15 protein-coding genes are annotated in these 14,995 nt (G+C 66.3%); 10 read left to right on the top strand and 5 right to left on the bottom strand.

Features of this window, described 5'->3' with window-relative positions:
• Window positions 1–137 precede the first annotated feature (137 nt).
• On the top strand, window positions 138–1,886 hold the full coding sequence (locus OHS03_RS16300) for a BCCT family transporter (protein ID WP_328663749.1): 1,749 nt from the start codon (window positions 138–140) through the stop codon (window positions 1,884–1,886).
• Here OHS03_RS16300 and OHS03_RS16295 read toward each other — a convergent pair.
• Window positions 1,883–2,803, bottom strand: a complete 921-nt coding sequence (locus OHS03_RS16295; protein WP_407942490.1) for a 3-methyladenine DNA glycosylase — start codon at window positions 2,801–2,803, stop codon at window positions 1,883–1,885. The genes OHS03_RS16300 and OHS03_RS16295 overlap by 4 nt on opposite strands.
• A gap of 90 nt (window positions 2,804–2,893) precedes the next feature.
• Window positions 2,894–3,934 carry an AraC family transcriptional regulator gene (locus tag OHS03_RS16290; protein ID WP_328663747.1) on the bottom strand — a complete coding sequence of 347 codons (1,041 nt, stop codon included), beginning with the start codon at window positions 3,932–3,934 and terminating at the stop codon, window positions 2,894–2,896.
• 124 nt (window positions 3,935–4,058) lie between these two features.
• On the opposite strand from OHS03_RS16290, the gene OHS03_RS16285 reads away from it, so the two are divergent.
• The 4 genes from OHS03_RS16285 to OHS03_RS16270 all read left to right on the top strand — a co-directional run bounded on the left by OHS03_RS16285 (window position 4,059) and on the right by OHS03_RS16270 (window position 7,526).
• A complete protein-coding gene (locus OHS03_RS16285; protein WP_328663746.1) occupies window positions 4,059–5,810 on the top strand; it encodes a GMC oxidoreductase in 1,752 nt (583 codons plus the stop codon).
• Window positions 5,810–6,301 (top strand): hypothetical protein, encoded by a 492-nt coding sequence (locus OHS03_RS16280; protein WP_328663743.1) that lies wholly within the window; start codon window positions 5,810–5,812, stop codon window positions 6,299–6,301. The genes OHS03_RS16285 and OHS03_RS16280 overlap by 1 nt, the downstream gene beginning before the upstream one ends.
• 189 nt (window positions 6,302–6,490) lie before the next feature.
• A complete protein-coding gene (locus OHS03_RS16275; protein WP_328663741.1) occupies window positions 6,491–6,943 on the top strand; it encodes a MarR family winged helix-turn-helix transcriptional regulator in 453 nt (150 codons plus the stop codon).
• A gap of 100 nt (window positions 6,944–7,043) precedes the next feature.
• Window positions 7,044–7,526, top strand: a complete 483-nt coding sequence (locus OHS03_RS16270; protein ID WP_328663739.1) for an RsbRD N-terminal domain-containing protein — start codon at window positions 7,044–7,046, stop codon at window positions 7,524–7,526.
• 66 nt (window positions 7,527–7,592) lie between these two features.
• Here OHS03_RS16270 and OHS03_RS16265 read toward each other — a convergent pair whose 3' ends face one another.
• A complete protein-coding gene (locus OHS03_RS16265) occupies window positions 7,593–8,273 on the bottom strand; it encodes a TetR/AcrR family transcriptional regulator (protein WP_328663737.1) in 681 nt (226 codons plus the stop codon).
• Window positions 8,274–8,368: 95 nt separating this feature from the next.
• Here OHS03_RS16265 and OHS03_RS16260 point away from each other — a divergent pair, with 95 nt between their 5' ends.
• Together OHS03_RS16260 and OHS03_RS16255 are read left to right on the top strand one after the other, a co-directional pair.
• Entirely contained in the window at window positions 8,369–9,325 is a 957-nt protein-coding gene (locus tag OHS03_RS16260) for an ATP-binding cassette domain-containing protein (RefSeq protein WP_328663736.1), read from the top strand.
• A complete protein-coding gene (locus OHS03_RS16255) occupies window positions 9,322–10,131 on the top strand; it encodes an ABC transporter permease (protein ID WP_328663734.1) in 810 nt (269 codons plus the stop codon). Before OHS03_RS16260 ends, OHS03_RS16255 begins: the two co-directional genes overlap by 4 nt.
• A gap of 37 nt (window positions 10,132–10,168) precedes the next feature.
• Here the strand turns inward: OHS03_RS16255 and arfB are convergent, their stop codons facing one another.
• Window positions 10,169–10,597: an alternative ribosome rescue aminoacyl-tRNA hydrolase ArfB gene (arfB, locus tag OHS03_RS16250; RefSeq protein ID WP_328663731.1), complete on the bottom strand. Its 429-nt coding sequence runs from the start codon at window positions 10,595–10,597 to the stop codon at window positions 10,169–10,171.
• A complete protein-coding gene (locus OHS03_RS16245) occupies window positions 10,582–11,250 on the bottom strand; it encodes a TetR family transcriptional regulator (protein WP_328663730.1) in 669 nt (222 codons plus the stop codon). Before OHS03_RS16245 ends, arfB begins: the two co-directional genes overlap by 16 nt.
• Window positions 11,251–11,372: 122 nt before the next feature.
• On the opposite strand from OHS03_RS16245, the gene OHS03_RS16240 reads away from it, so the two are divergent.
• From OHS03_RS16240 to OHS03_RS16230, 3 genes are all read left to right on the top strand, one after another.
• Entirely contained in the window at window positions 11,373–12,161 is a 789-nt protein-coding gene (locus tag OHS03_RS16240) for an SDR family oxidoreductase (RefSeq protein ID WP_328664256.1), read from the top strand.
• Window positions 12,162–12,186: 25 nt separating this feature from the next.
• Window positions 12,187–13,248 carry an NAD(P)H-dependent amine dehydrogenase family protein gene (locus tag OHS03_RS16235; protein WP_328663728.1) on the top strand — a complete coding sequence of 354 codons (1,062 nt, stop codon included), beginning with the start codon at window positions 12,187–12,189 and terminating at the stop codon, window positions 13,246–13,248.
• An 83-nt stretch (window positions 13,249–13,331) separates the two neighbouring features.
• Window positions 13,332–14,984 (top strand): FAD-binding protein, encoded by a 1,653-nt coding sequence (locus tag OHS03_RS16230; RefSeq protein ID WP_407942489.1) that lies wholly within the window; start codon window positions 13,332–13,334, stop codon window positions 14,982–14,984.
• Window positions 14,985–14,995: the final 11 nt, after the last annotated feature.

Below are 14,995 nucleotides of genomic sequence, written 5' to 3'. Positions count from 1 at the left end.
GGGTATTTCGGGGAACAGGGGTTTGGGCGGGGCTCGTGCTTCCCTCGGGCCGCCGCCGATACGCTGTACGGTTGCTCTGCACGACAAGCGCGTCTGTAAAGGCGGGGAGTTTCCGCGATCGGAGAGGACTCGGATCCATGTCGAACGATGTCGTAGGAAGTTCCGGCGCCGCACCGCCGCCCGGCGGAGAGGTAGCCGGTGGATCGCCGGGCAAGCCCAGGCTGGATCTGCTCATCTTCTTCGCCACCGCGATCGGCGCACTCGCCTTCGTCGCCTGGGGTGTCCTCGACGACGAGGGCCTCGCCTCCGCGGCGAGCACCGCACAGAAGTGGGTCATCACCAATACCGGCTGGTTGTTCGTGCTCACCGCGACAGCGTTCGTCGTCTTCGTGATCTGGCTGGCAATCAGCCGCTTCGGCCGGATCCCGCTGGGCGCCGACGACGAGAAACCCGAATTCCGCACCGTGTCATGGATCGCGATGATGTTCAGCGCGGGCATGGGTATCGGTCTGATGTTCTGGGGTGTGGCGGAACCGCTGTCGCACTTCGTGAATCCGCCGCCGCACACTGCGGCGCCCGGCTCACCGGCGGCCGCCGAGCTCGCCATGGCCACCACACTGTTCCACTGGACACTGCACCCGTGGGCGATCTACGCCGTCACCGGCCTGGCCATCGCCTACGGCACGTTCCGAAAAGGCCGCTCGCAGTTGATCTCCGCGGTGTTCCGGCCGCTGCTCGGCCACCATGCCGACGGAATCGGTGGTCGCGTCATCGACATGATGGCGATCTTCGCGACCCTGTTCGGTTCCGCCGCCTCCCTCGGCCTTGGCGCCCTGCAGATCGGCGCGGGCATGGAGTTCAACGGATGGATCGACGGGATCGGCAAGCTCGGTCTGGTGGCGATCATCTCGGCTCTGACCGTCGCCTTCGTCCTGTCGGCGGTCTCCGGGGTAGCACGCGGCATCCAGTGGCTGTCCAACATCAATATGGTGCTGGCCCTGGCTATCGCGGCGTTCGTGTTCATCGCAGGCCCGACGCTGTTCATCCTCAATATGCTGCCGACCTCGATCGGTGACTACATCGAGGCCCTGCCGACCATGGCTTCGCGTACCGGTGCGGGCGACGAGGCGATGCAGGCGTGGCTGTCGAGCTGGACGATCTTCTACTGGGCCTGGTGGATCTCGTGGACGCCGTTCGTCGGCATGTTCATCGCGCGGATCAGCCGCGGTCGCACCATCCGTCAGTTCGTCACCGGCGTGCTGCTGGTGCCGAGCGTGGTCAGCCTGGTGTGGTTCGCGATCTTCGGAGGAGCGGGCATCTTCGAGCAGACGGAGAACGGTGACCTCACCGAACCCGACGGCTCGGTCGACTCCAATTTCGCCCTGTTCCACCTGCTCGACCAGTACCCGATCACCTCGGTGACCACGGTCGTCGTGATGATCCTCGTCGCGATCTTCTTCGTCTCCGGCGCCGACGCGGCCTCCATCGTGATGGGCACCCTGTCCGAACGCGGCAGTATCGAACCGTCGAAGTGGGTCGTCATCTTCTGGGGTGCGGCTACCGGCGCTGTCGCCGCGATCATGCTGGCCATCGCCGATTCCGACAATCTCGGCGGAGCGCTCACGGGCCTGCAAGCCTTGACCACGGTGGTGTCACTGCCGTTCCTGGTGGTGATGGTGGCGATGTGCGTGTCGCTGTACAAGGACCTGAGCGATGACCCGCTGATTCTGCGGATGGACCGTGGCATCGAACTGGTCGAGGGCGCCGTCGACCAGGGCACCGAACTGCACGAAGGCGATTTCGCGCTGGTCACCGAACCGGCGGTGGACGAGCCTTCGGCCCTCGACAAGAACGAGCGTCGCATCGTCTCCGACGATCGAGGCTAGGCCGTAGCGTCTGATCTGGCCTGCGCCGAGGACAACTCGGCGCAGGCCAGTTCCATGCGGCCCCGCAGTGCGTCGGCGGATTCGGCGATCGCGGCCTGGGCGCGAACGTATTCGGCTCGGCCGGTGGGGGTTTCGATGCGGACCGGCTCATAGCCGAAATCGGAGAGGTCGTAGGGACTGGCTCGCATGTCGAGTTCGCGCGCGGTGCAGGCGAGTTCGAAGCAGTCGAGCAGTAGTTCAGAGGAGATCAGTGGGGCGAGTTTGAAACCCCACTTGTACAAATCCATGTTGGCGTGCAGGCAACCGGGCTGTTCGCGTTCCACCTGGTCCGCCCGGGTGAGCGGTTCGGCATTGCGACCCACCGCCTCCGGGGTGAAGAACCGGAACGCGTCGAAATGCGTGCACCGCAACGACATCGACTCCACCACTTCGTCGGTGCCCGCGTGGCCCAGACGCAGCGGAATCTGCTGGTGGCGCACCTCGTCGGTGCGATAGACCATGGCCCACTCGTGCAGTCCGAAGCACGACAAGTGCGCCGGGCGCCGCGCGGTCGCGGTGAGCAGTTTCGAAACGAACTCGATCGTGTCCCGACGCTTGGCCAGATAGGCCGGATCGGCCGTGAACACGCCCCGATCGTGCGCAACCTCGTGGTATCCCCGCGCACCCCGGTAATCGCCCGCATCACGCAGCGCTATCCCGAACCCCGGATGCCACCGCCGCAACTGCGCAGGCTTGTTGCCGTAGTACGTGAAGAGAAAATCCACGACCGGATGGGTGGTTCCTGCCGCACGGCGTTCGAGATAGGGACCGACCAGCCGATCGAGCCGATCACGGTGTGCGCGCGCGGCGGCCCGCCACTCGACCGACGACAATACCCGCAGGTCGAGAGCGTGGTCGAGATTGTCGCGCGCGCTCACCCAGCTATTCTCGCGCACCGGTTTTGCTCGGTGGATTCGCCCTCGATCGGGTGTTACGGTGGCCACTCCACCTGGGTCGACAAGCGCTTTTCAGCATCGCGTAGGGGACGTCGACCGAAACGATCGCGGTGTCATATCTCGCCATCGCTTGAACGCCCGGATGAAGTTCGCCGAATCCGTGTACCCGAGACGATTCGCGATCTGGGCTGTGGTCAGCGGTGAGTTCCGCAGCATTTCCTCGGCCAACGCCTGACGCAGCTCATCGACCAGTGCGCGATACGACGCGCCTTCGTCGGCGAGGCGCCGTGCAAGCGTGCGTGGACTCACATTCAGTACAGCGGCCACCTCGGCGAGTGGGGGGATCCGGCCGGGTTCGCGCGTCAGGACATCGCGCACCGCACCGGCGAAACCGGTTCGGGCACGGCGCTTGCCGAGCAGGTCGCGACACGCGGCCTCATAGCCACGCCGGACCAGGTCATTGGCCTGCGGCAAGGGAGTATCGAGCCAGGCCGAGTCGCCGACCAACTCGTTGCGATCGGCATCGAAATCCGGTTCTGTTCCGAACGCGTCGACGTAGCGGCCGGTGTTCGATGGCGCGGAGTGACGGAAGCGCACCGAGGACGCCGGCACGTCGGTGTTCGTCAGGTCGCGCAGGATCGAAGTGATCGCCGCAGAAATCCGTTCCACGAGAATAGAAGCGATATCCGGTGGTAGGTCGCCGTCGTCGATGAAGATGCCGACCTCGTCGGTGTCCACATATTCGGTGACGGTGATCGTGGTGAACACCCAGGCGAGTTCGACGAACTCCGCGGTCAACTCGATGACATCCCGCAGCGACCGGCTGGTGAGCAGTGCCATTCCCCACGAGCCGTGCATCCCCGCGTGATAGTTCGTCCCCACCTCGACCCAGAATCCGGGCTCGCCGCAACGTAACTCGTCGAGATTGCGCATCACGTCGAATTCTTGACGGGCGGTGATCTCAGCGAACGGATCATCGAGCACACCGGGGTCGATGCCCGAACCGGCGAGGCACCCATCCGCGGACCATCCACGACGCGCGGCGAGTTGGACCATCAGCTGAACACTGGCCGCACTGATCGGCAGGTGCTGATCGAACTCGAAACTCGCCACGCGGCGAACCTACCCACAGGTGGCAGAAAATGACAACCACATGGCGGCGATAGCGCTGTCGTCGACGAAACTGCCTTCGTAACGTGGTGAGCTCGCGCATATCACGGCAGGAGCCTTCCATCACATGAGTTCCGACTACGACGTCGTTGTCATCGGCAGTGGTTTCGGTGGCAGTGTCTCGGCGCTGAGGTTGACCGAGAAGGGATACCGGGTCGCGGTACTCGAGGCGGGACGCCGATTCGCCGACGAGGATTTCCCTCGGACATCGTGGGATATCCGCAAATTTCTGTGGGCGCCCAAGCTCGGGTGTAAAGGGATCCAACGTGTCCATGTGCTGCCCGATGTCGTCGTTTTGGCCGGGTCCGGTGTCGGCGGTGGTTCGCTCGTCTACGCGAACACCCTCTACGAGCCCAAGTCGAGCAACTTCTACGATGACCTCCAGTGGGCGCACATCACCGACTGGCGCGCGGAACTCGCCCCCTATTACGACCAGGCCGAGCGCATGCTCGGCGTCCGGCCGAATCCCACGCTCACACCCGCCGACGAGCTGATGCGAGAGGTCGCCGACGACATGGGCGTCGGCGATACCTTCTCCATGGCACCGCTCGGGGTGTTCTTCGGTCGCGGTGACGCGAAAGAACCATCGGTGACGGTCGCGGATCCGTATTTCGGCGGTGCCGGACCCGCTCGAACCGGCTGTATCGAATGCGGAGGCTGCCTCACCGGGTGCCGCTACGGCGCCAAGAACACCCTCGTCAAGAATTATCTCTACCTCGCCGAGCGAGCTGGGGCCGCGGTGTACGCGGAACGGACCGTGACCCGTGTAAAGCCCTTGCCCCAGGGCGGCTATGAAGTGACCGCCGTGGAAACCGGTGCGTGGTTTTCCGATCGCACTGCCATCACGTTCACCGCGGATCAGGTGATCTTCGCCGCGGGCACCTGGGGCACACAACAATTGCTGCACCGACTCAAGGCCGATGGAACGCTGCCGGGCATCTCGGATCGACTGGGCACTCTGACCCGTACCAATTCCGAAGCGCTCGTCGGTGTGACGACCAAAATGCGCAATCGGAAGAAGTACGACTTCACCCGAGGCGTCACGATCACCTCGTCCATCCACCCGGACGAGCACACCCACATCGAACCCAATCGCTACGCCAAAGGCTCCAACGCCATGGGATTGATGGCGACAGTGATGACCGACGGAGGAGGCCGATTCCCCCGCTGGGTGACCTGGATCGGACAGGTCCTGCGTCACCCAGGCCACCTCGCCTCGCTCTATCTCGGGATCCGCCACATGTCGGAACGCTCGATCATCGCGCTCGTCATGCAGACCCACGACAACTCTCTGACGCTCTACACCAAAAAGCGCTTCGGGCGGACCCGGGTAACGTCGCGCCAGGGCCACGGCGAACCGAACCCGACCTGGATTCCGGTCGCCAACGAAGTGATGCGACGCGCGGCCGAAAAGATCGACGGGTTTCCGATGGGCACGGTCGGTGAGATCTTCGACGTTCCACTCACGGCCCATTTTCTCGGCGGCTGTGTCATCGGCGAGTCTCCCGAAGTCGGCGTCATCGACCCCTACCACCGCGTCTACGGCCATCCCGGTCTGCATGTGGTGGACGGCGCGGCGGTATCGGCGAACATCGGCGTCAATCCGTCATTGACCATCACCGCACAGGCCGAACGCGCGATGTCGTTGTGGCCCAACAGAGGCGAGACCGACAGCCGCCCGCACCTCGGCTCGCCTTACCGGCGGGTCGCCGCGGTGACCCCCACCGCTGCGACCGTGCCGGCGAATTCGCCCGCCGCGCTGCGGCTGCCCATCACCGCAGTCGGCGGCAAATCCCCTTGTCACCAGGAGCAGAACTGATGTCTACGTCCCCCGATGTGAACGCCCGCGGCAAACTGCGCACTGTGTATGCCGCGTTCCGCGCCGCCCCCGAACCAAAGCTGTCCGACCTTGTCGGCGATCACGAAGGACGATTCGCCGGACCGCTCTGGTTGCGCGGTTGCGGACCGTTGACCGTAGCGGTGACCGGAATGCGAGGCTGGTGCGGTAAGTCCTTCACCGAACCGGACGATTCCGACGCCTACCTGCGCGGCGTAAACCTCGTACGCCGTCGCGGCACCATCGAGCCATCGATCCCGATCACCGCGCAGATCGGCGCCTCACGCGTCGACGGTGAGCCAGCGTTGATCGTCAGCTATCCGGCGACCGCACGGTTTCCCTGGAACCGCGTCACCGACGAACTCCGTCCTTTCAGCTCCCGCGGTCTGCTGGGTCTGACATTCGGAATCCCGGGTGGCCCGTCCAGCGGCGCGCCGTTTGTCCTCCACCGTCGCGAATCGGCTGATTCATGACGGTTTCCGTGCAGTGGTGCCAGGTGTTCTCGTGAGGCTCGTCGAACCTGCAGGGAATCGGCGTCAGGCATCCACTCGGCATGCCCGGCGTCACCTCAAAGGGCATCGCGGATCCTGGCAGCCCCGCAGTTCGGCTGGAGCGGAAGACATGTTGGACAGGGTTGCCGTTCGCTTCGAGATCGCGCTGCGATGAGCCAGCGCCTCACAGACGACGAAGTCGACGCCTGGAATTCCTTGGCCAGCGTAGTGGCATTGATGGCACCTGAGCTCGAAACGCGGCTGCGACGAAAGTGCGGACTCAACCACTTCCAATATCGTGTTCTGGAACTGCTGTACGCCCGACCTGGACGACGCCAGCGCATGATCCTGTTAGCAGAAGCAACCGATGCGTCGATCTCGCGAATGTCGCACGTCGTCGCCAAACTCGAACGTGCTGGACTGGTAACCCGCGGCAACGATACCGGCAGGTACGTCGAGCTTACCGACGCCGGTCTCGACGCATTTACCGACGCGGTGCCGCATTACACCAGCGTTGTGCGTCAGCTGCTCCTCGATGCCTTGTCAACACCTGAACTCACGCGCCAGTTCGCGGCCATGACCGCTGACCTCGCACGCCACCTCAAATCACGCAACCCGAGATGAGGACACCGAGCGGGGTCGAGTCGACGGCATCGAAGTCCTGCCACGGGCCGAGACCGGCCACCTGGTCAGACCGGGATATCCATGAAATGAGTCGTCCTACATGGTGAACACCGAAGACGTACGCAATGATCCGCCGGCAGACCTCGAACTGGTCGGACCGACGCTGACGGTATCTGATGGAACGAAGTCGGACCCGAGGGAAAATGTGCTCAGCATTGCTGAGCAACGCCTCAAACGCTCGGTTCGGAACAGCGCTCCATGCGGATCTCTTCCCGCTCATCCACCTAGCGACCCGGTCGAGATAGCCCACATCTGCCGCGAGCTGGTCACAAGCATGATCGATGGCGGGGATGCTGCGGAAATGACGCAGCGAATTCGCAGGGCAGCTTTGGAGTGGGCGCGAGAAGGCGTACCGATCGACAATGTCATGGCCGCTGTGCACGAAGGATTCGAATCCGGCGCGAGCGTAATCATCGGCGGTTGGACGATCAGCGACAGCTCGAACCTGGCGAGCGGGGTCGAGTGGATGCTCGAGGTGCTTGCGATGACCACCTCGGCTATCGCCGAAGCCTATCTCGATTAAGGGGCTACAGAAGGTGACGGATTCGCCCCGAATCGGGCCTTGGGGTGTTCGCGGCCTGTGAGGCGATTACGCGCGCGGCAGGATGCCGAACAGCAGCGCATCGATGCCCGCGACGAACACCGCGTCGTTGTCGACCGAGACGCTCGCCCCAGCGGGAGCCGCACCGAACAGCGTGGTCAGGTTCGGATAGTCGCGCGCCGGATCGCTGGTCGAGGCCACCAGTGCGCCTCCGAGATCGCCGGCGGACAGGCCCGCGGTTTCCTGGGCGGCGAAGCTCGCGCCCCAGCCCGAGAGCATCGCCACACCCATCATGACGGCGCGCGCGTCGAGTCCGGCAGGCGCCAGCGCGCCCGCCATGCGGTCCATGTAGCGCACCGAATTCGGGCCCATGCTCGACGGTGTTGCCGCGACCAGCCACGGGTGCCTGCGGTGTAGCGCGCGGGACTGCTGCGCCAGCGCGAGGACGTCGGCGCGGACGTCGCCGGTCGGTTCCGGATACCGGTATTCCCCCGCGACCCGGTCGACCATGAGGGCGATCAGGTCGTCCTTGCCGTCGACATAGCGATACAGCGAGGCGGCTGCGGTGCCGAGGTCGTCGGCCACCCCGCGCATCGACACGGCGCGCAGTCCACCCGCATCGGCGCGCCGCACACAGGCGTCAGCGAGCTGATCGAGCGTGTAGGCCGGGCGCGGTCCCGGCCGCGTCGTCGTGCCGCGCGACCACAACGAGGATCCGGTGTGCGTCATACCTGCCAGCATGCCCCACCTGCCTAGTTGCGAACAGTGTTAGCAGATGCGTATCGTGTAATTGCGAACACTGTTCTCAATGAAGGGAGATTGCCGTGCATGCCATCGAAGCCGCTGCACTGACCAGGACCTATGGCAAGAACACCGTGGTGGACGGGGTGGACCTGCTGGTTCCGCCCGGTCAGGTACACGCCTTGCTCGGCCCGAACGGCTCGGGCAAGACCACCACCGTGCGCATGTTGGCGACCCTGGCGCGGCCCACCTCGGGCCGCGCCGCGATCCGCGGTTTCGACACCGTCCGCCAGGCCGACAGCGCGAAGCGTCAGCTCGGCCTGGTCGGTCAGTTCCACGCCGTCGACCCGCGGCTGACCGGACGGCAGAATCTGGTGTTGCTGGCCCGTCTCAACGGCTTTCGCACCGCCGAGGCCCGGCGGCACGCGGGTGAGCTGCTAGACCGGTTCGACCTGGCCGACGCCGCCGATCGTGTGGTCCGCACCTACTCCGGCGGTATGCGGCGCAGGCTCGACATCGTCGCGGGCATGATCGTGCGCCCCGCCGTGCTGTTCCTCGACGAGCCGACGACCGCACTCGACCCGCACAGCCGCAACGAGATCTACAGCTACATCCGCGATTTCGTCGACAAGGGGACCACCGTGCTACTCACCACCCAATATCTCGACGAGGCGCAGCGCCTGGCCGACGCGATCACGATCCTGGAAGCGGGTCGGGTCGTCGCGGCGGGCACGCCCGAACAGATCCTGGCGGTCGTGCCCGCCGGGCTCGACCTGGTCGTCGACGATCCGCTTCGCTACGACGAGGTCGCCGCGGTGCTGGCCGGATTCGGCGGCTCGCCCTCGGATTCCCCACCGGCACAGCGGCTTTCGCCGATGGAGCTGTCGTTCACCTTCGCCGGGGACGCCCCCGGCCTGCTCGCGGTGCTGCGCGCACTCGAGGCCGCCGATATCGCCGTGCGCGATATCGGCACCCGCGCGACGACTCTCGACGATGCCTTCCTCGCGCTCACCGGTCGTGACCGGGAGGTGCGGGCATGAGTGCCGTCGACACCCGATCGGTGTCCGTGTTCACCGGTGCGGCGGTGCTGTTCGGCCGCGTGCTCCAGAACTACCGCAACTCGCCCGGCCTGTTCGCGATCACCTTGGCCGCGCCGCTGGGCATGATGCTGCTGTTCGGTTTCGTCTTCGGTGGCGCGCTCGCCGGCGGCAGCGATGCCACCGCCTACCGCGCCTACCTGGTGCCCGGCGTGCTGGTCCTGGTCGCGGCCATGGGCCTGACCTCGACCGCGTCGACCGCGAATGCCGACCTGCACAGCGGATTCACCGATCGCCTTCGCGCGTTGCCGCTCCCACCCGCGGCCGCACCGGCCGGATTCGCCATGGCCGAAACGGTGATCGGCGTCGTCGCGCTGGCGCTGATGTCGGGCATCGGATACCTGCTCGGCTGGCGGGTCGACGCCACGCTCGGTGATGTGGCGGTGGCGATCGCGCTGCTGCTCGCTTTCCGCTGCGCGCTGTCGTGGCTGGGCATCGCGCTGGGCGCGGCGATCCGTGACGAGCAGATGCTCCAGCAGACGGCGCCGCTGATCTTCGGCACGATCATGTTCTCGAATGTCTTCGTCCCGACCGCGACCATGCCGCCGGTGGTGGCGGCGATCGCGGAGTGGAATCCGGTGAGCGCCATCGTCGCCGCGCTGCGCGAGCTGCTCGGCGCCGACCTGCCCGACGCGGCCGGTGGCGCCTGGCCCATGCAGCATCCGGTCGCGGCGGCGACCGCCTGGATCGCCGTGCTGTTCGCCGTCGCGGTCCCGATCACGATCCGCCGTTACGCGACAGAGGTCTGATCGCGCCGCTGTCGTACCGGCGACGCCTGGTCGCTGGTCAGTCGTCGGGGGAGGCGCGGCGGTTGCGTTTGGTGACGCCGCGCCGCTTCTTCGCGGAGATGCGACGCTCCTTCGCGCCGCGCGAGGGCTTGGTAGCGCGGCGAACGGGTGGCGGGGCGGCTGCGGCGTCACGCAGTAACGAGACCAGGCGTTCGCGGGCGGCGGCGCGGTTCTGCAGCTGTGCGCGTTGTTCCGACGCGGCGATCGTGAGCACCCCGTTGACCAGGCGGGTGGCCAGGCGCTCGAGCATCCGGGTGCGCAGCCACTCCGGCACCGAGGGCGAGTTCGCGAGGTCGAACGACAGCTCTACTCGGCTGTCGGTGGTGTTGACGTGCTGGCCTCCCGGACCCGACGACCGCGAGAACCGCTCCCGTAACTCGGACGCGGGAATCACCAGCGCCCGAGTCACGGTCAAGTCCTCTGCCATGATTCGACGCCGCTACTTCCACGCGACACCACACCGGGCGCGCTGACGGGAGCGGCGAGTGATCCGGCGAGCATGTCGATGATCTCGCCCCATGCCCGCGCGTCGCCCGCCCGCGCATCCCCGACCTCCGCCGCGCGTTCGTGATCGGCCAGGAGCGCGAAAAGCATGGTGGTCAGCGCCCGCAACCGCCGCACCCGCAACCGTGGTGGCAAGGTGGTGAGCTCCCGGTCGAGGCCCTGCATGATGACGCGCACCGAAGTGCGTTGCGCACTATCGAGATTGGTCGCATCGGAGACCGCGGGATGCGGGTGGATCTGCTCGAGGAATCGCGCGTAATGCCGAATCCCGTGCCGCTCACCGAGCTCGAACATCGGCACCACCAGGGCTTCGAGTAGCCCGTGCAACCCTGGCGGGCGACCCGACCCCGCTTGTTCGGCGAGTAGTTCCAGCCGCCGCACCTCCAGCGTCGCCAGCCGGAACTCGACCACCGCTTCGATCAGCCCGTCGCGGGAGCCGAAGTGATACTGGATCGCTGAATTGTTCCGCTGACCTGCGGCAGCGGCGATATCGCGCAGCGGTACCGACCGTCCGTGTTCCGCGATCAGACGCTCCGCCGCGACGATGATGCGTTCCCGCGCTGCTGTCCCTGCCACAGTCCGCACAATAGTCGCTCACCAGCAGGTATGAGAACTTGTACTTGACAATTAAGCGCCAGTTCTTAAAGATTCCTGTGACCGCGACCACACGCGGCCATATCGGAGAGGAGCTTTTCGACATGATCCTGGATACCTTCCGGCTCGACGGTCGCGTTGCCATCGTCACCGGAGCGGGCCGCGGAATCGGCGCGGCCACCGCGCTCGCGCTGGCCGAAGCCGGCGCCGACGTCGCCATCGCCGCCCGCACCACCGAGCAACTCGACGAGGTCGCCGGGAAGATCCGCGCCCTGGGCCGCCGAGCCCTCACCGTGTCGGCGGACCTGTCCGACCTGGCCGCGGTGAAAGCCTTCGCCGACACTGCCGCCGCCGAACTCGGCCGCATCGACATCGTGGTCAACAATGTCGGCGGCACCATGCCCAATACCTTCATGACCACCTCCCCGGAGTTTCTGGAGGAGGCCTTCCGCTTCAATGTGTCCACCGCGCATGCCCTCACCCAGGCGGCGGTGCCGTACCTGCTGGAGTCGGACGGCGCATCGGTCGTCAACATCTCCTCGATGATGGGGCGCACCGCCGGCCGTGGTTTCCTCGCCTACGGCACCGCCAAAGCCGCCCTCGCGCATTGGACCCGGCTGGCCGCCACGGACCTGTCCCCACGCATCCGCGTCAATGCCATCGCGGTCGGTTCGGTACTCACCTCCGCGCTGGATGTCGTGGCGCGGCAACCGGAAATCAAGGCGGCCATGGAAGGCGCGACCCCGCTGGGTCGACTCGGCGAACCCTGGGAAATCGGGGCTGCCATCGTCTACCTCAGTTCACGCGCCGGCGGCTACATCACCGGCAAGATTCTGGAGATCGACGGCGGCATCGAAAGCCCCAATTTCGAACTCGGCCTGCCCGATCTGTGATCCCCGCCCACACAAAGGATCTGACATGACCTACCGCGTCATCCAATGGAGCACCGGAAATGTCGGTGCGCGAGCATTGCGTTCCATCATCGCCCGGCCCGAACTGGAACTCGTCGGCGTCTGGGTATCGAGCTCCGCCAAAGCGGGTAAGGACGCGGGCGAACTCGCCGGTCTGTCTGTCGAAACCGGCATTACCGCCACCACCGATGCCGATGCCCTGGTGGCGATGAAACCCGACTGCATCGTGCACACCGCCATGGCCGACGACCGGCTGATGGAATCGGTCGAGGACCTGAAACGGTTCCTGCGCGCCGGGATCAACGTGGTCTCCAGCAGCCCAGTCTTCCTGCAGTACCCGTACGGAACCCTCCCTGACGAGGCGATCGCCCCGATCATCGCGGCCGCCGAGGAGGGCGGCGCGTCCCTGTGGGTCAACGGCATCGATCCCGGCTGGGCCAACGACTGGCTTCCGCTGCTGCTCTCCAGCGGCTCCGAGCGGATCGACCGCATCATCTGCTCGGAGATCATGGACTACTCCACCTACGACAATCCCAAGGTCGTCTTCGACATCATGGGTTTCGGCAGCGATCTCGACGCCCTGCCCATGCTGCTGCAACCCGGCGTCCTCACCCTTGCCTGGGGCAGTGTCGTCCGACAGCTCGCCGCCGCCCTCGATATCGAACTCGACGCCGTGACACAACATTTCGAACGGCTGCCGGCCACCGAAGAACTCACCGTGGGCAACCGCACCATCGCGCAGGGCGCCGCCGCGGCGCTGCGCTTCCAGGTACATGGCATCCGTGCCGATCGCGAGGTCCTGACTCTCGAGCACGTCACTCGCCTGCACCCCGACCTGGCTCCGGATTGGCCACAGCCCACTGGAACGGGTTGCTACCGGGTCGAGATCCAGGGCGAACCGGATTATCAGCTGGACCTACAGCTCTCCAGCAACGGCGACCACGCGCTCGCCGGCGTGGTCGGTACCGCCGCCCGCCTGGTCAGCGCCGTCGCCGCCGTGGTCGAAGCCCGCCCCGGCCTGCTGACCGCCACCGATCTTCCCCTCACCACCGGCCGCGGACTGATGTAGCGGGGCTCGGACCGGTGACTCGCCGCGCCACAATCTAGAACACGTTATAGTTCGTCTTCTAGAACACGTTATAGGCGGCGGCGATGCGGTCGGCCTCTGCTCGGAAGGTGAGACAAGTGCGGGCCTGGGACGATGCAGCCGATGTCGTGGTCGTCGGATACGGCGGTGCGGGAGCGGTCGCGGCGCTGGCCGCGCGGGAATCCGGCGCCGAGGTCCTGGCCCTGGACCGGTATCTGGGCGGCGGCGCGACGACGCTGTCGGGTGGCATCGTGTACGCGGGCGGCGGTACGTGGGTGCAGCGCGAAGCGGGCATCGATGACGACGTCGACAACATGCTCGCGTACCTGGAGGCCGAGGTCGGCGACGCGGTGAGCGCCTCGACGTTGCGCCGATTCTGCGAACAGTCCGTGGCGATGATCGACTGGCTGACCGAGCACGGCGTGCCCTTCCAGGCGTCGGTGTGCCCGTACAAGACGTCGTACCCCACCGATGACTACTACCTGTACTACTCGGGCAGCGAAAACTCCGGCCGCTACCGGGATCTCGCGAAGCCGCGCCAGCGCGGTCACCGCGTCCACGGTCCCGGTGTGTCGGGCAAAGCGCTGTTCGGACCGTTGGCCGAATCGGCGGCCGCGCATGACGTCCGTGTCCGGACCGGCACCAGGGTGGCCCGGCTCGTCGTCGAGGAGGGTCGGGTGACCGGCGTCGAGGCCGTCACGATCGACGGTGCGCCCGCGGCGGTACGGCGCCGATTCGCCGCGCTCGCTCGCATCTCGGCGAAACCCGGTGTGTACCACCAGGGTTTGCGCCGGGCGGTGGAAGTGCTGCTGGCCCGGATCGAGCGCAAGTACGGACGGCCGGTCAGGATCCAGGCGAGATCCGGTGTCGTGCTCACCACGGGTGGGTTCATCGCCAATGGCGAGATGGTCGCTCGGCACGCTCCCGAATATCCGTGGTCGCAAGGACTGCCGCTGGGTAGCGCGGGCGACGACGGCAGCGGCATCACCATGGCGCTCGACATCGGCGCGGCGAGCGGCAAGATGGACGCGCTGTCGACGTGGCGTTTCATCGCCCCGCCCAGCGCCTTCTTCGGCGCTGTCGCGGTGAACTCCCTCGGCAGGCGCATGATCGACGAGTCCCGCTACGGCGCGGCGCTGGGCGCGGCCATCGCCGCCAGTCCGGGCCACCGCGCCTGGTTGCTCATCGACTCCGACCTCGAGGCCGAGGCTCGCAGGCAGATCGGCACGCAGTCGGTGTGGTTCCAGCGCATGCAGACCGAGCGTTTGCTCCGGCTCGGGCGCGTCTCCGGCAGCACCGTGGAGGAGGTGGCCGCACGTGCCGGGATCGACCAGTCCGCGCTGCGTGAAACCCTCGACGCGCACAACCGGGCTATCGAGCAGGACCGGCCCGATCCGTTCGGCAAGCCCGACGACATCCGTCGTCCGATTCGTACCGGACCGTTCACCCTGCTCGACATCTCGTTCAAGGCGCGGCTGACCTACCCCATGCCGATGCTCACTCTCGGTGGTCTGCTGGTGGACGAGGACACCGGCGCGGTGCGCCGCGAGGCCGGGGGAGTCGTTCCGGGACTCTTCGCGGCGGGGCGCGCGGCGGTCGGCATCTGCTCGAACTCCTACGTCAGTGGACTGTCGCTGGCCGACTGCGTCTTCTCCGGGCGGCGGGCGGGCATGCACAGTGCCCCAGCCGCTTCCGCGCAGGTGAACACTCTCGGGTAAGGGCGGGCCCC

The sequence above is a fragment of the Nocardia salmonicida genome, assembly GCF_036142455.1.
GTDB lineage: Bacteria > Actinomycetota > Actinomycetes > Mycobacteriales > Mycobacteriaceae > Nocardia > Nocardia salmonicida.
Note: the sequence above shows the minus strand (reverse complement) of the source record. Positions and strands in the feature narration are given on the sequence as shown.